This window comes from Halothiobacillus diazotrophicus, from assembly GCF_001663815.1.
Lineage (GTDB): Bacteria > Pseudomonadota > Gammaproteobacteria > Halothiobacillales > Halothiobacillaceae > Halothiobacillus > Halothiobacillus diazotrophicus.
Map to the genome: position 1 here is coordinate 750,618 of NZ_CP016027.1, position 21,582 is coordinate 772,199.

The following is a 21,582-nucleotide window of genomic DNA, read 5'->3' on the forward strand; positions in this document are numbered from 1 at the left end:
ATCGGTGGCTGACAGCCAGAAGATACAGCATATCTGCCGGGCCGACGCGCCAATCAAAACCCTGTCACCATCAGGGTATATTAGCATTTGCTGAAGAATAGCAAATCGGCCTGAGCGGTTAAATCTTTTTTTCCCGGACAGCGCCCGGCGTAATCCGAACGGCTTCAAGACGCGACATAATTGCCTCGATCAACCCCTCACCGAGCAGCATGGATCCCGACACAGCAAACACCTGTCCCGGTTGGTTATGCCATGCGGGCTTGTTCTGTCGCCATTTCACAGCATCCTTATCCGTCATGACCACCGGCATTCCCGAACGACGCAGGTAGCTCAGTAATCCGGGCGGCGTTGGCTGGTGATCATCCAGTGGGAATCGCTTGATCCGCGCGCCATGGCTCTGCAAGGCTTCAAAAAAACGCTCGGGATGCCCGATACCCGCCAGGGCCTGCAATGTATCTCCCTGATGCGCATTCAGAAAATCCGCCAGGGGGTACTCCTGTCCGTCGTACAAATCCTGAACCGAGGTCAGCACGAATCGTACGGACCATTGACCCGGTTCGAAGGTCTCGCCGTTCACGACCACGAAGTCCATGTCGGACAGGGCCGAGAGTGGCTCACGCAACGGTCCGGCGGGCAGGCAGAAACCATTGCCGAAACGACGGTCGCCATCGATAACGGCCATCTGGATCGCCCTGCCCAACCGATGATGCTGAAGCCCATCGTCACTCAGGATCAACTCAACCTCGGGATATCGCGCCCGCAATTGCTGCGCGGCACGCACCCGATCGGGATGCACCATCACCGGCAAGCCCGTTCTTTCATGAATCAACCAGGGTTCGTCGCCCACATCGGCAGCACCCTGGGCTTCCGTCACGTCGCGGGGTTCCACGCCGATCTGGACGCCGTAACCGCGGCTAATCACCCCTACCCGGTAACCCCGTTCCGTCAGAAGACGCGCCAAGGCGATGAGAATCGGCGTTTTTCCGGTACCACCCACCGTCAGATTACCGATGACGAATACCGGTCGGTCAACGCAAAAGACACCCCGCCTGCGCCCGGCTCGGGCACGCCGCCGGCGGGCAATCCAGCAGACCAGCAGGGCGAACGGCAACAGGAAAAAGCTTCGAATCGCCTTTCGCTGCCAGAACTCGGGGTAGCGCATCTAGTGGACGACCTCGGTTTCCGAGGAGGCGCCGAATTGGAGTCGATGCAATGCCGCGTAGGGACCATTGGCGGCGAGCAGGGCCGCATGCTGTCCGGTCTCGACGATTCGCCCCTGATCGAGCACCACGATCAAATCCGCATGCTCGATCGTCGACAGACGATGCGCAATCACGAGTGTTGTCCGCCCGCGGCTCAGATTATCGAGAGCGGCCTGGATGTACCGTTCCGATTCGGTATCCAGCGCCGAAGTCGCTTCATCGAGAATGAGGATCGGCGCATTGCGATATAGGGCTCGGGCAATGGCCAAACGTTGACGCTGACCGCCGGAAAGCAGGACGCCGTTTTCGCCCACCGGCGTATCGAAACCCTGCGGCAGTTTCTCGATGAATTCGAGTGCGTAGGCTGCCTCCGCCGCTGCACGGATGCGCGTCATGTCGCCACGGCCGCCATCGCTGTAGGCGATGTTGTCGGCAACGGAGGCGTTGAACAGAACGGTGTCCTGACTGACATAGGCAAATTGACGTCGCAAATCCTTCCGCGTCATTTGAGCGATGGACCGGTCGTCGAGTCGTATCTCGCCCTGTTCGATCTCCACGAACCGGGGCAGACTGGCAATCAGACTCGACTTCCCCGCACCGCTGCGTCCCACGAGAGCGACCGTATGTCCGGCAGGGATATCGAGGCTGATATCTCGAAGTACCCAGGGCGCTGTTTCTTCGGGCTGATAGCGCAGACCGACTTGATCGAAGGCAATTCGGCCGCTGACCCGCGCAACGGGCTGAAGATCCGGGGCATCGGTCTCCCGCGGCTCATCAAGCAGACCAAACAGGCTCTCCCCGGCAGCAATCCCCCGTTGCAGCACGGCATTGACGCCAATGAGCCGCTTCATGGGCGAGAGCATCAGGCTCAGCGCCGTGATGAAGGAAACGAAGGTACCGACGCTAATTGTCTCCATACGCGAACCGGTCGTCGCAAACCAGACAATCCCCGCGATGCCCAGGGCCAGGATGAACTGGGTCACCGGTGCGGAGATGGAGGACATCGCCTGCATTTTCATGAACTCACGAAAGTTGCGGGCATTGATGCGCTCGAAACGGGCGGACTCGAACTCCTCGCCCCCATACAGTTTCACCACACGATGTCCGTTGATCACTTCCTCGGCGACATGGGTCACCTGCCCCATCGAATCCTGAATCCGGCGGGCGTAGCGACGAAATGCGCGGGAAATCCCCCCCACCAGCACGACCAGCACCGGCGCCAGCACGACGATGAACAGCGCCAGCTGCCAACTGAGAATCAGCAGCCAGATCAGCAGCCCCGCCACCGTAATGCTGTCGCGAATCAGGGTGGTCAATGCGCGGGATGCCGCCTCGGAAACCTGTTCGCTCTGATAGTTCAGGCGGGTGAGCACTTCACCGCCCGCCACCCGATCGAAGAACCGGACCGGCAGGTGCAGCACCTGATCGAAGACATCGCGCTTCAGATCGCGAATCACCGAACGACCCACCCAGGCCATACCGTAGCCGGACATGAACTCCGCCACGACGCGCAGGGCAAAAACGCCCAACAGCAGCAAGGGCATGGCATGGATGGTGGCCGGATCGCGATTGACGAAGCTGCCATCGAGCAAGGGCTTCATCAGGGCTGCGAAAGCAACTTCAGTGAACGCCGCCCCGATCATCCCGATAATGGCCAGACCCAGGAGACGGGCATACTGCTGCGTATAGCGTAGAAGTCGACGATAGGTCTGCCAGCCTGAAGCCGGCGTCGCAGCCGTTGCACCCGGCGAACCTTGGGATGGAGAAGAATGCATCGAACGCGTCACTTGACCGGAGTTGTCCCGAGGCCAACCTTGGTGATGCCCGCCTCGCGGGCAAGATCCAGCACACTGATGACCTTCTGATTCACCACGTCGGCATCGGCCCATACCACGACAGGACGTTGGTCGGCTGCAATGCTTCGGAGGACGGGGCGGATGGCGTCGCTGTCGTAGATCTTGCCATCGATGGCAATACGTCCGTCCCGGGCAATCTCGATCACATGATCTTTGACCGGTGCTCGTTTCTCGGTGCCCTGACTGGAGACGGGAAGCGTCACGTTGAGTGTCCGATCATGAACGAACGTCGTCGTCAGCATGAAGAAAATCAACAACATGAAAATGACATCGATCAGCGGAATCAGGTTCAGTTCCAGTTCTTCCCGCGGTCTTTGACGAAATTGCATGACGACACCCTCAGCGTTTGCGCGCATCGACCGGATGGATCAGATCCACCAGACGGATCGCCTCGCGTTCCATCTCGATGATGCGCTCATCCACCAGTCCCCGGAAATACCGGTGGAAGATGTAGGCGGGCACGGCCACGATGATACCGCCAGCCGTGGTAACCAATGCCTTGGCGATGCCCCCCGCCAGCAATTCCGGATTGATGGCCGAAGCGCCGCCGCTGGCCGTGATCGACTGAAACACATCGATGATCCCAACCACCGTACCGAGCAGGCCCAACAACGGGGAAATCACCGCGATCGTACCCAGGGTATTGAGATAGCGTTCCATCTGATGCGCGACATGGCGCCCGGCATCTTCGATACGACTGCGCATGCCTTCCGGCGAGTCGTGACTCTGGAGACCGGCGGCAAGCACCATGCCCAGGGGGGACATCCGGGCCAATTCGGACACCTTGAGGGACGAAATCTGACCGCTGGCCATCCAGCTTTCCACCGTACCCACCGGGTCCCCGCCCATCAGGCGGTTGTAGCGCAGGGACCATAACCGCTCGAGAATGATCGTGAGCGCAATCACCGAAGCCAGGATGATAGGGATCATCATCCCGCCGCCGGCCATCACCAAATCCATCATATGCAGTTGCTCCTTAATCGTCCTTGAAGTGAAACATCAGAAACCATAGAGACGCTTGTCCGCCGGCCAGCGCAGGCGGAAGCCAAAATTGATCGTGATCTTCTGCCCGGGCTTGATCTGATTCGACCAGGCCCATACGCCATCCTGACCGTCATACTGCTTGTTCCCCGGAGGGGTATTGTCCGCCAAAGGATCGACGGCCAGATTCGCATCTTCAGACACCGGCAGGTTCATGAGCACCGTCACCGGAACCGGTTGTTCGTGTTGACTCTGCACCGTGACCACCCGTCGGCGAACCAGTTGCTGCGCCTTACCGATCAAACCGTTCTCGTCGCGCTGATCCGCTGGGCTATCAACCGTAACCACGATGCGTTGGTCGACGCCGAAACCAAGCGACAGGGCTTTCTTCGGGGCCAATGCCGACTGATGCACACGACCGATCTGAGCCCCATTCAGGAACAGTTGCCATTCACCGGCCGGCAGGGGCGTCGCGTTATCCAGCGTGAATCGTGCCGTCAGTATCGCCAGGGGCGAGATCTCGGGCGTAATCAGATCCATCGCATCGGCCGGATAATTGCGGTGGAGGAGCGGGATGACCGTGGCGGCCGATCCGCTGGGAACGCTGACGGGCGAAGCACTGCGGAACTCCGCATTGAAACCGGTTTCGTCCACGGCCCCGAATGACGCAGCAGACTTACGGGCCATTTCAGCATCCTGTCGCAGCAGCGCCGCGCCGGCTATGGGCGACGGCTTGCTCGTTGGCGAAAAACCGATGGTCCAACGCTTGAGGGTCGGCACGGGATAATAGCGACGCGTGTCCAGCATCGACAAGGTCACGGGCACGCGCGACCAATCCTCGCCAGTGCTCTGGTGCACTTCTGCGACCAGAGACCAGTGGATCGTCGACGAGACTTTCGCTGTTTCTTCGGCCGCCGGTGCTGTCGGGGTCGTGGCGGACTTTTCCGACGGACGCGCCGCTATCGTATCGAGATCAGCGCGGTACACGGGTTGCCAGCGAGCGTCATGCACGCGGTAGCGGATGGTGATCATCCTGCCGGTTGCCGGTTTCTGGCTACCATCCACCATCAGGGGTAGGCTCAGGGCCAGACCCGGGCCCTTCTGACGCAACGCTGCCTGCGCGCGGTCGACCGCCTGCATCTGCTTCATCAGCTGATCCACCGCATCCTGGGCCTGTCGATGCTCCGCGAGAATGCCATCGAGCAGGCGATCGAATTGGGCCCGTGCCCTGGCATCCGAAAGAAAAGCGCCAATCGCGGCACCGTGTTTCTTGTCCGATGGCGCCTGCGCCATCTGCGCCTTGAAGATGGACATTCGCGTCTGTGCCGCCAACAGATCGTCGTTCGCCTTGGCCAGCCGCTTGTTCAAGGTTTCACGCTCTAGATCCAGCTTACGGTAGGCCTCGGTCTCCGCCACCGGCATTTCGCGCCATTGCATCGGAGCGCTCAACGTCAAGCCGGGACTATGAAGCTGGACACTATCCTGGTCGATCGAGCGCGGGAGATCGACCACCTGAACGGATCGTCTGCCCGAAGTCGGCCAGTCGATCGACAACTGACGGGTCACCCAGGCACCATCGGGCAACACCGTCACACCGATGATTTTCCCAGCCATTGAGACGATGTCGGCATCCTCGACAGACTTTGCTGCGAACGGACTCTTGACTGCGGCCGACTTGGTCGAAGGCGAATCGATGCCGGCTATCGCGACTTCTTGCGCAGAGGCGGCCGGCAGAACGGCAAAGAAAACGATTCCGAGCATCGCAGCGGGAACGACCGACAGAAAAGACCGCAGCAGGGCGCAAGACTGTGGCTCACGATGGCTGAAGAAATGATTCATGCGATCCGGTCCCCGATGGATTCATGTTTGATCAAGCGCCGATCACGCGTCCGTGTTTTCACAGTGGCTGGCGCCGCTCGACTCGGGCAGTACCCCGCCACCGGCGCGACGAACGCGCACGGCCTCGGCCAGACGCTCGATGAGCCCGACGCTGTCCTCCCAGCCGATGCAGGCATCGGTGATGCTCTGTCCATACACGAGTGGGCGATCGGGATGGACATCCTGGCGTCCACCCACCAGATGGCTCTCCACCATGGCGCCGACGATCCCCGCATTGCCGGCGGCAATCTGGGCGGCAACGTCATCGGCCACGACGATTTGCCGCGCGTGCTGCTTCTGGCTGTTCGCATGGGAGAAATCGATCATCAGTGCCTCGTTCAATTCGGCACCGCGCAACTGCTCCAGCGCATCATTGACGCTGTTGGCATCGTAATTCGGCTTCTTGCCGCCCCGCAGGATGATGTGGCAATCCGTATTGCCCGACGTGGAAAAAATGGCCGATTGCCCGGCCTTGGTGACCGACAGGAAATGATGCGGCCGCGCCGCGGCCCGGATTGCATCGATGGCCACCTGCAACCCGCCATCGGTGCCGTTCTTGAACCCAACCGGGCAGGAAAGCCCGGAGGCCAGCTCCCGGTGGACCTGCGATTCGGTCGTCCGGGCACCGATCGCGCCCCAGGAAACCGCATCGGAAACATACTGCGGGCTGATCAGGTCGAGATACTCGGTTGCCGAGGGGACGCCCATATCCGCCAGATCCACCAGCAGGTGCCGCGCAATGCCGAGACCCTTGTTGATTTCGTAACTGCCATCGAGATTGGGATCGTTGATCAACCCTTTCCAGCCCACGGTCGTCCGCGGTTTCTCGAAATAGACTCTCATCACGAGCAGAATCTCATCCGCCACGGTATCGGCAAGGGTTTTGAGACGCGTCGCATAATCGCGTGCCGCCTGGACGTCATGGATCGAACAGGGTCCCATCACCACGATCAACCGATCGTCATCCCGGTTCAGAATCGAACGTATCGCCCGACGTGTTTGCACCACAGTGGTCGCCCCGCGCTCGGTCAGGGGAAACTGGGCACGAATCTGCTCGGGCGAAAGAAGATTATGAATATCGAGAATACGTAAGTCGTCGGTTTGATGGGTCGTCATCATGGGGGCCTGTTGCTAAATCCCTAACTATTATACGGAAGACCACGCACTATCTCGCAGTTCGTCCGTCACAATCGGCCCATGTTACTTGGCTTGCCGTCCGACGTCATCCCGCAGCACGCCCCGAATGCCGCCTAGAGCACGCCCGACTTTACAATCGCCGAAGCTCGAGCACAGGAAACTGACTGCGCACATGGCGTTGCGTCTGGTGATCGATCTCCGCGGTAATCAGCGTATCGGCAACCGTATTGGCGTTAGCAAGAATTTGTCCCCAGGGATCGACGACCATGCTGTGTCCGTAGGTCTGACGTCCGCTGGCATGGCGACCAACCTGCGCCGAGGCCACCATGTAGATCTGGTTCTCGATGGCGCGCGCCCGGATCAGGGGTTCCCAGTGCGCACGCCCCGTTGCCTCGGTGAACGCGGCGGGTAAACATACCCAGGTCGCCCCCAGGTCGACCAGGCGACGGAACAGTTCGGGGAAGCGCAGATCGAAACAGATGGCCATGCCCAAAGGACCAACCGGGGTATCGACCACGACAGGTACATCGCCAGCCACAAACAGATCCGATTCCCGATAAGATTCCTGCCGGGATTCGCTCAGCGCCGGTACGGTGACATCGAAGAGATGAATCTTGTCGTAATGGGCACGAATCGCACCCGAATCATCGATCACGAAACTGCGCGCATGCAGTTTTCCCGAACCGAGGCCATCGGTTGCCGCAACCCGGATAGGCATCGTTCCGGCCACGAGCCAGACGCCATGACGGCGCGCGAGCTGTTGCAGCCAAGCCATCGGCTCGTCCCCGGCATCGAACCCCATCGACAGCAATGCACCCGGATCGGCTGGCATGGCGTACAAATTCTCCGGCATGACCACCACCTGAGCACCGAGCATCGCGGCATCCCGGACGAGCCGTTCGATCTGTGGCTTGTTGCGCGACCACTGGGCCTGCCCGTTGATCTGCAACGCGGCAATTTTGGAAAACGTACTCATGAATTATGGCTCGGGTTTGATGTTGACGGCCTTGATGTCCGGATGGGCAATCGTACCGGTAATTCGATAGATGAAGGCCGGATCCGGGTGCTTGTCCGCGGACTTGATCGCCTGCTGAATCGCCAACAGGGCACCGCCGACCAGCGGTCCACCGGCCACCGTACCGATGATCGGCAACAGCATGCCCACGTCGGCATACACCTTGACGGTGTAATCGAGGGTATTGTCCGTCAACTGGGTGCGCCCTTGCGCCACCGCGGTGATCGAGGCGTTCTTGAGCGTCAGCGGGTCGACGTGGAGATCGCCTTGGGTCAGTCGCCACTTGGCATTCAGGGTGTCGAATCCCAGCCCGTGATCGACCAGGTCGCTGAAGTCCAGGCGCAATCGGCGTGTGAGGGCACCGATGCTCAGAAGCCCGGCCAGACGGCCGGCTCCCGGGTCGACATCGTTCAACTGACCGTGCACGAGATTAAGCGAACCCTGGCCGTTCAACCGAGCCAAAGCGAATGAGGTGGGCGCACCAGGCCAATCCAGAACGAACGTGCCGGAGTCGATATCCCCCTGCTCAATGGGCGAGCTGCCCGTCACCGTGCGAATAGCCGATCCGAGATTCTTTCCGACTGCGGTGAAGTCGAGATGGGTCTTTTGCTGTGATCCCGTGCCCGTGACGCGGCCTGTGCCGATCAGGGAGACGGTTCGGCTCGGTCGCCAGTCGATGCTGGTCAGATCCATCGACGGCTGCGGTCCGGCGGTCGATGGCCGCATGTCCAGGAACAGGCGGCCCAATCGGTTATCGTCATATCGAAGATCGTCGACGCGCAGCGTCATGCTGGGCATTTTCGACAGATCCCAGGCTTCAGGCGGCGGGAGCACAATCTTCGCTGTGCTATCGCCTTCCCCTTTGAGATGCAGACGACTGAGCTGCACGGACAGTCTGCCCGCGCCGCCCTCTGGCCAGTCGAGACTCAATTGCCCGGCAAGCGCGGGGCCCTTGGCCTGCAATTCGTAGCGACCGGCGGCATAGTGCAGATCGAGACGCGTGTTCGGAAAGGATTGTCCGGCCGTCAGAACCTGATCCGCATCCAGATGGACATCGAACGTGGGAATTTCCGACTGATCGGATGATGGACCGGTGCTCGACAGCAAAATCGGACGCCAACGGTCCCAATCGAAGACCGGTGTATGCAGGGACAATTCGAGTACGGATGAAGTCGGCTGGAACGCCGCATCGTTCCGTACTCGTCCCCCGGACAGACCACCCGACTGATTGAAGGTCAGATTGGCATCCCAGGCGGGTTGCCCCTTCGATTCCAGTGCCAGCGAACGCAATACGCCATCCTTCAGACTGAGTGCGGCATTGATCGGCCAGGGCTTGTCCACGGGCTTCATCAACGGTTCGGGCAAGGTGCTCTGCACACCGACCAGATCGCTCGACGCCTGTACCGAAAACGTACTGCCGCGATGCGGAATGGTCAGTCGCACTTCGGTGGGCGCCTTCCCGGAAACCCGAGAGAGCAAGGCCTGAAAGAAACCATTGCTCTGCCCCCGAAGGGCGAACAGGGGATCCAGCGTCGTCTGAGCAATGATCGTACTGTCATCCCCGTTCTTTGGTGTTCGTACCTGAAGAGTGACGGGATTGTCGTCGAATCGAGCGCTGAGGCGGGTGGCGTTGAAATCGCTGTTGACGAATTTCAGCGGACCGCGAATGCTGTCCAGGGTCAGTAACCGCTTGCCGACAATCAGACGGTTGTTGTCGAACGTGACTGTGCCCTCCGCCACCGGCGGTCCACCCTTGGAGTACAGGCTGAAACGCACGCCCAAATCCAATGCGGCCGAACCGTTGACGTTAAAATTCTGGAGCGCATTGGCGGGCAACAGGGGCGTCTGTTGGATGAACCCCAGCATGTCGGCCAGGGGCGCGCGGGTCTGAACCGCCATGTCCAGCACAGGCTTGCCGATATCGAACAGACTGACCCGTGCACCGTTCAGCGGTAGCCCGCCGATGGTGCCGCCGGTAATCGCCGTGTGCATCTGTTGATCGACGAAGGCGAGATAGCCCTGAGCATCCCGGATCGCCGGCCAGTCCGGGCGATAATCGAGATCGAGGTGTTTGAAATCCAGCACCGCCGAAAACCACCCACCGCCGTGCCGGAAAGGGAATCGGGTCGGATCGCCATTGAAGACGAAATGGGCACCGTTGATCTCACCTGTCTGATCCTTGCTGCCCAGATGGGTATCCAGCCAGCTCAGCAGATCCCGTTCCAGAAGATTCCGTGGCAGATAGGCCGGTACCCGGGCAACCTTGAGTGCATCGACACGCATGTCGATTTGCAGGTCGGGGGGCGTATCGGTCGGGCCCTGTTGCGCTCCGGCCTGATAGCGGAAAACCGAAAAACTGGAAAAGTCCCCGTTGCTCAGCGTCAAGCCGTCACTGTAAATCAGGGGAGCGGCGGAATCATGCCAGTACAGATCTCCCTTGAGATTGTCGATGGTGATCGGTTCGCGGAGCAGCCCCGGCACGGCCAACACGAGATTCTGCTGATTGACGCTCGCCAACCAGCCGTCCGGCTGCTTGTAGAGCACGAGATTCAACCCCCCGGCTCCGCTCTCCTGACCAATGACGGGCCAGAGTCTCTGGCCATGCGAATTGCCGAAATTGTTGAGCTGAAGATACCCGGACTCCAGGTGATCCCCGACAAAATGCAGGCGAATATCGTGCGCCTGACCGCGCACCGTATTTCCCCCAAGAAATTTCAACAGCGAGCGTGGCAACGGTGCCGTCGAGAGCCAGACCGAGAGCTGGTTGAGATCGGCGAAATCCGAAGCGTAATCCGTCTCGCGCCCATGATGGATGATGTGCACCGACTGGGTGGGGAGCTGTTCATCCGCATCCGTGACGAAGGTGACTCGATCGACGTCCAGACGCCAGCCATCGGGGGTTTTCAACCATGCGAGCTGACCGCTGAGCCTGTTCAGACTGGCCTGAGACTGGAGCTCGGTGATCGCGCCGTACCCGGCGATTCGCGCCATGCGACTGACCCGAAGACGGTCGGAATCGAACTGTGCATGGACCGATTGCATCCCCTGTGGCGTGAACCGAAGCCACAACTCACCGCTCAGTACGCCCGAACCGACCAGCGGCATGCCCTCGGAACAATCCAGCCCGACAACCTGTTCACCGCAACCACCCAGCTGGGCCCGGACAGCCCCGTGGGTGAAATCGCGTATGGCCTGCTGGATCGCCGGCAAATCCCAGTGCCGCGTACTGATATAAACCTCGGTCAGGGGATCGCTGCCCAAACGCCCCTGCGCGCGCAACAGCACAGGTTGCGGACCGAAGTCCGGTGCCGACAGCTCCCCCGACATCGCCCAGCCATGCGCCGCCAGTCGTGCGCTGACGTCCAAACGGGTCGACAGGGTTCGCGCCGGCTGATGCGTCTCGGAATCCGCCGATCGCCGCCAGTCGATGCGTGCGTCCCGGATCGAGACATTCCCCAGATCCGGCAGCCGATCCAGCCATTGCGCCCAGGAAGTCTCCTGCCCCCTGCCCGTTCCGGACGGCGCCCCCTGAAGTCCCCAATGGCCCTGGTCATCCAGAACGAGCCGGAGACTGGGCTGTTCGATCACGATCTTCCCGGCGACCAGATGACCCTGCATCAAGCTTCGCGCCATGGCCAGGGAAATACTGAGACGCTTGATCTTCGGGCCGTCGGGCCCGAGATGAAGATCGGTCAGCACCAGTTGCGGCCGGTAGCCGACCAGGGTCACATCCATGGCATCGAAGGTGACCGGCGCCCCCCACTTGTCGGAAAGCAGCTTGCCGAGTGCCTGGTGGTACTGGGGGACTTGCGGCAGGACGAGCCGCAGCCCGGTGAACAGGAGGGCGACGATGACGAGCCCTGCCGAGATCAAAACCAACAGCCACCGCAGGAGACGACGCAGCGGTCGCGAGGAGATGTGGATGGCTACTGGTTGTTTGAACTCGTGCACAGCGTGACATTTACCTTGTCAAATCATACCCACTCGGCAACAGACCATGTCCCCTGGCCTGTCCGTAACTACGGCAACGGAACGCCCTGCCCCGGTGATGGCTACATCAGCACGATATCGTATTGCTCGGGGAGGTAATGCACATCCGCCTGGAGCTTCAACGGTACGCCAATGAATTCCTGCAGTTCGGCCAGCGAGGTTGAATCTTCCTCCCGCAGGCGATCCACAACCGCCGAGGCGGCAATCACGAGCATCTGCTTCGCATTGTACTGCCGTGCCTCGCGCGTGACCTCACGAAATATTTCGTAGCAGATGGTTTCCGCCGTTTTCACGGTGCCGCGACCGCCACAGGTCGGGCACACCTCGCAGAGAATGTGTTCCAGCGATTCTCGCGTCCGCTTGCGGGTCATCTCCACGAGCCCCAGACCGGATACCTCGCAGACCTTGGTCCGGGCGTGATCGTTCTCCAGTGCCCGTTTCAGGGTTTCATGCACGATCTGCCGGTGCTCCGGCTCGATCATATCGATGAAATCGATGATGATGATGCCGCCGAGATTGCGCAACCGCAGTTGACGGGCGATCGCGCTCGCCGCCTCCAGGTTGGTCTTGAAGATGGTTTCCTCAAGGTTCTTCGAACCCACGTAACCGCCCGTATTGATGTCGATGGTCGTCATCGCCTCGGTCTGATCGATGATGATGTAGCCACCGGACTTCAGGGGAACGCGTCGGTCGAGCGCGCTGGCGATTTCCTGTTCGATGCTGTGCAGGTCGAACAACGGTCGCTCGCCGGGGTAATGCTCGATCATCGGCAGAATGTCGGGCACCATTTCCTGCGCGAACTGCATCGCGCGGTGGTAAGTTTCCCGAGAGTCGATCCGGATCTTTTCCACGGAGCCGCCCAGCACGTCCCGGAGCGCGCGCAGCGCGATCGGCAGGTCTTCCAGAATCAATCCGACGCCGGATTCGTCCAGTTGGCGGTCCTGCACGCCACGCCACAGTCGCCGCAGGAAATCGAAGTCCTGGCGCAGGGATTTGGCATCGGCCCCTTCGGCTGCCGTCCGCAGAATGAATCCGCCGATTTCGGCATCGGACTCGTCACTGCGGGATTCGGCCATGAACTCGTTCATGATGCCCTTCAGACGTTCTCGCTCGGCGACATCCTCGATCCGGCTGGACACCCCGATATTCCGCCCGTTCGGCACATACACGAGATATCGCGAGGGGATCGTGATTTCCGTGGTGAGTCGCGCGCCCTTCGAACCCAGCGGATCCTTGATGACCTGGACCATCAGGTTCTGACCACTACGCAGCAGGTCGTAGATCATCCGCGGCCGGGACTCGACGCCGGTTTCCTTCTCCTCGGGCTTCAGCTCGATGTCCGAGACATGCAGGAACGCGGCACGTTCAAGGCCAATGTCGACGAAGGCCGCCTCCATCCCCGGCAGGACGCGGCTTACCCGGCCCTGATAGATATTGCCGACCATGCCGCGCGAACGGGCACGTTCGATGTTGATTTCCTGCAGCACCCCGTTTTCGATATAGGCGATTCGCGTCTCCTGGGGCGTGACGTTGATCAGAATCTCTTCACTCATACCGTTATCGGCTCCGCTCGATTGAAATTTGTTCCGTGCGCCATCGTGGCAGAAGCCCGAATTCACCGAGCATGGCAGCCGCCTCGTGTTGGGGCAGACCGACGACCGCCCCCCAGGAGCCCTCGATCCGTACGACGAACTGCGCGGCAAGGCCCTGCAGCGCATAGGCCCCGGCCTTGTCGAGCGGTTCGCCCGAGGCGACGTAATCGGCAATCGTTTCCGCGCTCAGGGGCATCAGTTCCACCGTTGTCCGAACCGTTTGGACGGCACAATGCGCTCGATCCGCCACGGCAATGGCGGTGAGCACGTGATGGGTAGTCCCACTCAGATCGACCAGCATTCGACAGGCATCCGTCGCGTCCCGCGGCTTGCCCAGGATGCGGCCCGCGTGGGTGACGACGGTGTCGCCGGAAAGTACGACCGCCTGGGGCGGACACATCGGCCAGCTCAAGGCGCGTTCGGCCTTTGCGCGGGCCAGCCGCGCCACATGGGCGCCGGGGGTCTCGTCCATGAACGGCGTTTCGTCGACGCTACTGGCGGAGGATGGAAGGACGGAAAAATCGAACCCCATCGCCTCGAGCAATTGTGCCCGACGCGGCGAACTGGACGCCAGAAACAGATTCGGCATGGCCGGGCTCATGTCTGCAGGACTCCTTGGCGCATCCCGGCGCAGCAGTGCGGATTCATTCGCGATGATAAGGATGATTGTTCAGCAGGGACCAGGCGCGATACAGCTGTTCGGCCAACAGAACACGCACCAGGGGATGAGGCAAGGTCAACTCGGAGAGTTGCCAGAGTCGATCCGCACTCCGCCGCAACTCGTCGGTCAAGCCATCCGCACCGCCCACCACGATCGCGACATCACGTCCCGACTGCATCCATTCGGCCAATTGCGACGACAGGGCTGCCGTCGACCACGACTTTCCCCGCTCGTCGCAAACGATACGCCAGGCATTCTTGGGAATCTGCGCCTCGATCCGAGCGCACTCCTCGGCCTTCGCCCGCTCCGTCGCCGTCGACTTGCTGCGCGGCACGGCGGCAACCTCGTGCAACTGAACCGGACAGGCCGGGGGCATCCGTTTCAGATACTCGTTGGTACCCGATTCGGCCCAGTTCGGCAGCCGTGTTCCGACGCTGACGAGGTGGATCTTCACGACCGGCGATCAGACGCGGTGGGGGGTGTCCGTATCCACGACGTCATCGCCGTCGTCATCGGCAAAATCCGAGTCTTCCCACGCATCATCGTCGATATCGGCATCCCAGTCGGTTTCGAGAAATTCGCGCGCACGCTCCGCATCCGTCTCGTCGGCCACCACGTCGCCGCCCCGGATTTTCTCCAGCGCACTGGCATAGGCAGACGAACCGGCAGCGGCAACCTTGGCACCCGAGCTGCTGTGGGCGGACCACAGTTTCTCCAGCTGATAGTGGTCCCGTGTTTCAGGCAGCATGATGTGCACCACCACGTCGACCAGATCGACCAGCACCCATTCGGTATTGGGCGTCTGATCTCCCTCGACCCCCATGGGCCGGACGCCTCGCGCCTTGACAGCCTCGACCACGTTGTTGGCCTGGGATTTCAGATGGCGATCGGATGTCCCCGAAGAAAAGACCATGAAGTCGGCAAAGTTGCACTGCCCACGCACATCCAGAAGACGAATGTCCACGCCCTTCATGTCTTCAAGTGCAGCAACCGCCACCTGGGCGAGGGCTTCTGCAGACAGGGGCTCAGAGGACGGGGAGTTGGCGTGTGCCGGGGCGTTTTGTTCGGAATTCATGCGATAACTTTTTTCGGTTGATCCAAGGGCGATTGGTACATTGGGCTTGAAGGGTCGACGCCCCTGCCTTCAGGACGTCATTTATCGGGGTTTCTTGTATTGGGATTTCTTGGGGGCAGAATAATGCCGATTCAGGGGATTTAGCAAACATTCAGGCACGAGATAGCGCACGGAGCGCCCGGCATCCAGAGCTGCGCGGATCGCCGTTGCGGATATATCCAGACGCGTGATTTCGATCCGGATGATCCCGCCCCCCCGCTGCCTGCGGAACTGTTCCAAGGGCAAGGCGTGGTCATCCAGGAGTTGCGCGGCCGCATCGGCCAGTGGGGCACCGGGCCGGGTCGCCACGGCAATGTGCGCCCATTCCAGCAATTCCGACCAGCGATGCCACTGCTTCAGGCCATTGAAGGCATCCATGCCCAGGATCAGTACCCGGTGATGGTCGGGATGCGTGGCATGAAAATCCTGGAGCGTATCGATGGTGTAGGAAGCACCCTGACGCCGCAGTTCTCGATCGTCCAGCACGAACTGCGGATTTTCCGCGACGGCGGCCCGCACGAGCTCAAGGCGCACTTCGGCGGACAGCGCGGGCTGGGGACGATGCGGCGGCACGGCAGCAGGCACGAAATGCACCCGATCGAGGGACAGGGCCTCCCGGACTTCTTCGGCCAAACGCAGATGCCCCAGATGAATCGGGTCGAAGGTCCCGCCCAGAATGCCGAGCAGCGGGCGCGGCGCCGTCCCTTCGTGGGACTCAGGCACGGATATGGCCGTCACCCAACACGATGAATTTCTGACTGGTCAGACCCAGCAACCCCACGGGACCGCGGGCGTGGATCTTGTCCGTGGAAATACCGATCTCGGCACCCAGACCATATTCGAAGCCATCGGCAAACCGGGTGGAGGCATTCACCATGACCGAGGCCGAATCGACTTCACGCAGGAAACGGCGCGCCGTGCCCAGATTCTCTGTAACGATGCTGTCCGTATGGTGCGAACCATGCGTCTCGATATGCTCGATGGCCGCGTCGAGATCGTCGACGACCCGCACGGCAAGAATCGGCGCGAGGAACTCGGCAAACCAGTCGGCTTCCGTCGCGGCCACAACCTGTCCGCCAAGAATCTGCTGCGTGCGTGCGCAACCGCGCAGTTCGACGCCGGCGGCCTGGTAGGCGGGCGCGGCGGCGGTCAGGAAGGCTTCCGCCACAGACGCATGAACGAGCAAGGTCTCCATGGCATTGCAGACGCCATACCGATGGGTCTTGGCATTCACGGCCACCGCCACGGCCTTGGTCAGATCCGCCTCGGCATCGACATAAACGTGGCAGACACCGTCCAGATGCTTGATCACCGGCATGCGTGCCTGCTCCGTGACCAGCGACACGAGGCCCTTGCCACCGCGTGGAATGATGACGTCGATGTATTGATGGAGTCCGAGCATGACGGAAACGGCGGCACGATCGGTCGTCGGCACGATCTGCACGGCATCCGCCGGCAACCCGCCCGTCTCAAGACCGCGGCGAATGCAGGTCGCCAATGCCTGATTCGTGGCGGCCACTTCCGATCCGCCCCGGAGAATCGTGGCATTGCCGGACTTGAGGCACAGGGCCGCGGCATCGATGGTCACGTTGGGACGGGATTCGTAAATGATCCCGATCACGCCGAGTGGCACGCGCATCTGGCCGACCTGAATACCACTGGGGCGGTAGACCATGTTGGTGATTTCGCCAACCGGATCCGGCAGGGCGACGATCTGCCGGACGCCTTCGGCCATCTGCGCGACACCTTTGGGCGTCAGGATCAGGCGGTCGATCATCGCCGCATCCAGGCCTCGCTCGCGGGCCTCGGCAACGTCACGGGCATTGGCGGCCAGCAGCTCGGGTTCAGCGGCGAGCAGTGCATCGGCAATCGCGCTCAACGCACGGTTCTTGTCGGCAGTCGTCACGCCGGAGAGACGACGGGCAGCACGACGCGCATCGCGCCCCATCTGCGTCATCAACGGTTCGATCTTGTCTTGCTCAATCATGGACAAATCCAGGGAAAATCAATTTGTTGAATTATATACTTAAAATCGGGAAATCATTAGCGAGCCGGCGAAGCCACACAGCCCGCCAGTACCACGCGATCCAGCATCTGCCAGGGGTCGCCCGGTCCCACGCCCTTGATGGACCGATCGATCTCCGCGCACCGACCCAGCAACCGCATCCAGAAATCGGGGCCCCGCCGACGGGCGGCTCGTGCGTAGGCCGGCTGACGATTGCGCGGGACGCGCAAGCGCTCGACGGCGGCGGGATCCTCGCTGCAGCTGATCAGCAGACGCAACTCCCGCGTCAGTACCCAGAGCACCAGAATGGCATCCACGCCTTCCGCGCGCAAACGTTGCAGCAGGTGGACCGCCCGCCCACGATCGCCGGCCAGCAGCGCATCGCCGAGATCGAAGGTGTTGAATCGCGACTGATCGGCCACGGTTTCCATCAGATAGTCCGGCGTGATGACGCCTTCAGGCTTCAACAGTGCCAACTTGTCGAGCTCCTGCCGCGCCGCCAGCAGATTCCCCTCGACGCGCTCCGCGATCAGTTGCGCGGCATCAGCATCGACCTGCAAGCCGAGTTTGCGGCCCCGTTGCGCAATCCAGCCCGGCAGGTCGCGCAGGCCGATCGGCCAGAAGGTAATTGTCGTCCCGGCGGCAGAGAGCCGTGAAAACCAGGCCGTCTTCTGGGTAGCAAGATCCAGCTTGGGCAGACTGATCATCCAGATATCGTCCGAACCTTCTGCCACCTGATCGGCGAGTTTGCGCAGGAACTCCCCACCCTCCTTGCCCGGCTTCCCCGTGGGCAGCCGAAGATCGATCAGCCGACGCTCGGCGAACAGGGAGCGGCTGGCTCCGAGATGCTGGAGGGCGTTCCAATCGTAACGGGCTTCCGCCTCGACACGGATTCGCTCATCGACGCCGGCACGACGGGTAGCCGCACGAATCGCATCACGTGCCTCGTCCACCTGCAGCCAATCGTCGCCCACCAGAACGTACAACGCGTCTAGACGCTTGTTCAAAGCGGATTCGAGCTGTTCAGGACGTACGTTCATCGACGGGGCTTGTCACCCGGTTCGATCAGGGAGGAAACAGGTACAGGCGCGTTCAGACGATAGAACAGCAAACGCGCCAGGGTGTTCGCCAACTCCTGACGAATCTGCGCCTCGTTGCTGGTGGAAGCCAGTACGCCGGTGGGATCGTAGTTGTAGTTGCGCGCCTGGCTGATATGCCGTTCCGGCGTTTCGCTGCCGTCGGCATAGACGATGTGGTAGTCGATTCGCTGGTAGAGTTCGTATTGCTGCACCGTCGCCTGTGGCGTCACGACAGCCACGCGTTGCTCCACATCATTGCCGTCGATCACCAAGGTCGCCGTGGCGCCGATCGGATTTTCGACCAGCGCGCTATGCGTATTCAGAAACAGTTGACGCAATTCCCGATAGACGGGATCGTCGGTGGACATGCCCTGCACGTACACCTTGGCGTAGGCCGGATCGAGTTCGGTCACACCCCGGAGGTGATAGCCGCAACCCGCCGATGCGCCGAGGAACGTAACAAGGATCGACAGAATGATCCCTTTCCGAAATACCGCCCGCAACCCAATGAAATAATTCACATCATTACCCAGCCACGATATTGACCAGTCGACCCGGCACGACGATGACCTTGCGCAGCGACTGCCCCTCCAGGAACCGCTGTACGTCCGGGTTCGCCAGTGCCGCCGCCTCGAGCGTGGCCTTGTCTGCGGAAGCCGGCACCGTGATTCGGCCGCGCAATTTACCGTTGACCTGCACCACGAGTTCGATTTCGTCACGGACCAGGGCCGCCTCGTCGACGGCTGGCCACGGCGCGTCGATCACGAGACCCGCACCGCCGACCTGCGGCCACAGAGCATGGCAGATATGCGGCACGATCGGCGACAACATGCGCACCATGCCCTGCAAAGACTCGGCCACGACCGCAGAATCCGCTGAAACAGCCGACTCGAACCGACTGACTTCATTGAACAATTCCATATTCGCCGCCACCACCGTATTGAAGGTCTGTCGCTTCTCGATATCGTCCGTTACCCGGGCGATCGTCTCGTGCAGCTTGCGGCGCAATGCCTTGCCCGCATCGCTCAGGGCCGCCGCATCGAGCGGAGCCCGGAAATCGAGGCCGGCTTCCTGGCGCTCATAGACCTGCTTCCACAAGCGCTTAAGGAAACGATGCGCGCCGTCGACACCGGCATCGGACCATTCCAGGCCCTGATCCGGCGGGGCGGCGAACATCATGAACAGGCGTACCGTATCGGCACCGTATTCCTCGATCAAGGGTTGCGGATCGACCGTGTTGCCCTTGGACTTGGACATCTTGCTGCCGTCCTTGTTGACCATGCCCTGGGTCAGCAAGCGGGTGAACGGCTCGGCCATGTCCTTGGGCAACAGGCCCTCGTCGCGCATCAACTTATGGAAGAAGCGCGCGTACAGCAGGTGGAGCACCGCGTGCTCGACCCCGCCCACGTATTGGTCGACCGGCAGCCAGTAGGCGGCGCGCTCGTCGAGCATCGCCTCGCCGGCATCGGCACTGGCGTAGCGCGCGTAATACCAGCTCGATTCGAAGAAGGTATCGAAGGTGTCGGTTTCCCGCTCGGCCGGCCCGCCGCACTCGGGGCAGGTCGTGTCGATGAATGCACGCATCTGCTTGATGGGCGACTGCGGCCCATTCATCACGACATCCGTCGGCAATTCGACCGGCAGTTGTTCGTCCGGCACGGGCACCGCGCCGCAATGCGGGCAGTTGATGATCGGAATCGGACAGCCCCAGTAACGCTGACGGGAAACGCCCCAGTCCCGCAGACGGTAGTTGATCTGCACCTGTCCCCTGCCCTGCGCGGCGAGATCCTCGGCCATGCGATCGAAGGCCGCCTCGCTGGAAAGGCCCGTATAGGCGCCGGAATCGACCAGCGTGCCCTTGGCGGTCATGGCCGATGCCGCATAGTCATGATCGGCCACATCCCCCTGAATGACCGGGTTGATCGGCAGGCCGTATTGCAGGGCGAAGGCGTGATCCCGTTCGTCATGTGCGGGTACGGCCATCACGGCGCCGGTACCGTATTCCATCAGCACGAAATTGGCCGACCAGACGGGAATCTGGGTACCGGTCAACGGATGCGTGACGGTGATGCCCAACGGCACGCCTTCCTTCTCCATGGTCGCCATTTCCGCCTCGGCCACCTTGTGATGGCGGCAGCGTTCGATATAGGCGGCGATCTCGGGATTGGATTCGGCAGCCTGCTTGGCCAGGGGATGCTCGGCCGCCACGGCAAGATACGACACGCCGAACAGCGTGTCCGGGCGCGTGGTGAATACGGTCAGGGCCGAACCGTCGGCCAGGGCGAAGTCCACCTGGAGCCCGCGCGAGCGGCCGATCCAATTGGTCTGCATGGTACGCACCTGCTCCGGCCAGCCTTCCAGCTGGGCCAGATCGTCAATCAACTGATCGGCATAGTCGGTGATGCGAATGAACCACTGGGGAATCTCCCGGCGTTCCACCAACGCGCCGGAGCGCCAGCCGCGGCCGTCGATGACCTGCTCGTTGGCCAGCACGGTCATGTCCACCGGATCCCAGTTCACGGTCGAGGTCTTCTTATAAGCAAGCCCTTTGCGCACCAGACGCGTGAACAGCCACTGCTCCCAGCGATAGTATTGGGGCGTGCAGGTCGCCAACTCGCGCTGCCAGTCGTAACCGAACCCGAGCCGCTGCAACTGGCCGCGCATGTAATCGATATTGTCGAAAGTCCAGCGGGCCGGTGCCTCGCCGTTCTTCAGCGCCGCATTTTCCGCCGGCAGACCGAACGCATCCCAGCCCATGGGTTGCAGCACGTTCTTGCCCCGCATCCGCTGGTAGCGGGCGATCACGTCACCGATCGTGTAATTGCGCACATGGCCCATGTGCAGACGGCCGGAGGGGTACGGAAACATCGACAGGCAATAGAACTTTTCCCGGGTCGGGTCTTCCACGGCGCGGAACACGCCCTCCGCTGCCCACAGGCTCTGGGCTTGGTCTTCGATCTGGGCCGGTTGATATTGCTCGTGCATGATGTCGCTTTCGGATTCGGGTTCTATAGTTCAAAGGGCCGTTAAGAATACCCGAAGCCGGCAATTAATGCGCCCCGCTCCCCACAA

Annotated in this window: 17 protein-coding genes; all 17 read right to left on the reverse strand. The window is 61.3% G+C overall.

Annotation, left to right across the window (positions count from 1 at the left end):
- Window positions 1-118: 118 nt before the first annotated feature.
- Complete coding sequence (gene lpxK / locus A9404_RS03405) at window positions 119-1,162, reverse strand: tetraacyldisaccharide 4'-kinase (protein ID WP_066098676.1); 1,044 nt, start codon at window positions 1,160-1,162, stop codon at window positions 119-121.
- A complete protein-coding gene (gene msbA / locus A9404_RS03410) occupies window positions 1,163-2,977 on the reverse strand; it encodes a lipid A export permease/ATP-binding protein MsbA (protein ID WP_066098678.1) in 1,815 nt (604 codons plus the stop codon).
- Window positions 2,978-2,985: 8 nt separating this feature from the next.
- Window positions 2,986-3,387: an ExbD/TolR family protein gene (locus tag A9404_RS03415; protein WP_066098680.1), complete on the reverse strand. Its 402-nt coding sequence runs from the start codon at window positions 3,385-3,387 to the stop codon at window positions 2,986-2,988.
- 10 nt (window positions 3,388-3,397) lie between these two features.
- On the reverse strand, window positions 3,398-4,021 hold the full coding sequence (locus tag A9404_RS03420; protein WP_066098682.1) for a MotA/TolQ/ExbB proton channel family protein: 624 nt from the start codon (window positions 4,019-4,021) through the stop codon (window positions 3,398-3,400).
- A 36-nt stretch (window positions 4,022-4,057) separates the two neighbouring features.
- A complete protein-coding gene (locus A9404_RS03425) occupies window positions 4,058-5,878 on the reverse strand; it encodes a DUF4139 domain-containing protein (protein WP_066098685.1) in 1,821 nt (606 codons plus the stop codon).
- Window positions 5,879-5,920: 42 nt separating this feature from the next.
- Window positions 5,921-7,036 carry a 3-deoxy-7-phosphoheptulonate synthase gene (locus A9404_RS03430; protein ID WP_269465747.1) on the reverse strand — a complete coding sequence of 372 codons (1,116 nt, stop codon included), beginning with the start codon at window positions 7,034-7,036 and terminating at the stop codon, window positions 5,921-5,923.
- Window positions 7,037-7,184: 148 nt separating this feature from the next.
- Window positions 7,185-8,030: a carbon-nitrogen hydrolase family protein gene (locus tag A9404_RS03435; RefSeq protein ID WP_066098687.1), complete on the reverse strand. Its 846-nt coding sequence runs from the start codon at window positions 8,028-8,030 to the stop codon at window positions 7,185-7,187.
- Between the two features lie 3 nt (window positions 8,031-8,033).
- Window positions 8,034-12,020, reverse strand: coding sequence for a YhdP family protein (locus A9404_RS03440; RefSeq protein ID WP_066098689.1), 3,987 nt, complete (start codon window positions 12,018-12,020; stop codon window positions 8,034-8,036).
- Between the two features lie 101 nt (window positions 12,021-12,121).
- Complete coding sequence (gene rng, locus A9404_RS03445; RefSeq protein ID WP_066098691.1) at window positions 12,122-13,612, reverse strand: ribonuclease G; 1,491 nt, start codon at window positions 13,610-13,612, stop codon at window positions 12,122-12,124.
- A 4-nt stretch (window positions 13,613-13,616) separates the two neighbouring features.
- Window positions 13,617-14,252 carry a Maf family protein gene (locus A9404_RS03450; protein ID WP_197490419.1) on the reverse strand — a complete coding sequence of 212 codons (636 nt, stop codon included), beginning with the start codon at window positions 14,250-14,252 and terminating at the stop codon, window positions 13,617-13,619.
- A gap of 43 nt (window positions 14,253-14,295) precedes the next feature.
- Window positions 14,296-14,766, reverse strand: coding sequence for a 23S rRNA (pseudouridine(1915)-N(3))-methyltransferase RlmH (gene rlmH / locus A9404_RS03455; RefSeq protein WP_066098693.1), 471 nt, complete (start codon window positions 14,764-14,766; stop codon window positions 14,296-14,298).
- Window positions 14,767-14,775: 9 nt separating this feature from the next.
- Complete coding sequence (gene rsfS, locus A9404_RS03460; protein ID WP_066098695.1) at window positions 14,776-15,387, reverse strand: ribosome silencing factor; 612 nt, start codon at window positions 15,385-15,387, stop codon at window positions 14,776-14,778.
- Between the two features lie 81 nt (window positions 15,388-15,468).
- On the reverse strand, window positions 15,469-16,149 hold the full coding sequence (gene nadD, locus A9404_RS03465; protein WP_231880940.1) for a nicotinate-nucleotide adenylyltransferase: 681 nt from the start codon (window positions 16,147-16,149) through the stop codon (window positions 15,469-15,471).
- Entirely contained in the window at window positions 16,142-17,413 is a 1,272-nt protein-coding gene (locus A9404_RS03470; RefSeq protein ID WP_066098697.1) for a glutamate-5-semialdehyde dehydrogenase, read from the reverse strand. Before A9404_RS03470 ends, nadD begins: the two co-directional genes overlap by 8 nt.
- Before the next feature lie 56 nt (window positions 17,414-17,469).
- On the reverse strand, window positions 17,470-18,471 hold the full coding sequence (gene holA, locus A9404_RS03475; RefSeq protein WP_066098699.1) for a DNA polymerase III subunit delta: 1,002 nt from the start codon (window positions 18,469-18,471) through the stop codon (window positions 17,470-17,472).
- On the reverse strand, window positions 18,468-19,031 hold the full coding sequence (locus A9404_RS03480; RefSeq protein WP_066098701.1) for an LPS-assembly lipoprotein LptE: 564 nt from the start codon (window positions 19,029-19,031) through the stop codon (window positions 18,468-18,470). Before A9404_RS03480 ends, holA begins: the two co-directional genes overlap by 4 nt.
- A 4-nt stretch (window positions 19,032-19,035) precedes the next feature.
- Window positions 19,036-21,495 carry a leucine--tRNA ligase gene (leuS, locus tag A9404_RS03485; RefSeq protein WP_066098703.1) on the reverse strand — a complete coding sequence of 820 codons (2,460 nt, stop codon included), beginning with the start codon at window positions 21,493-21,495 and terminating at the stop codon, window positions 19,036-19,038.
- Window positions 21,496-21,582 lie beyond the last annotated feature (87 nt).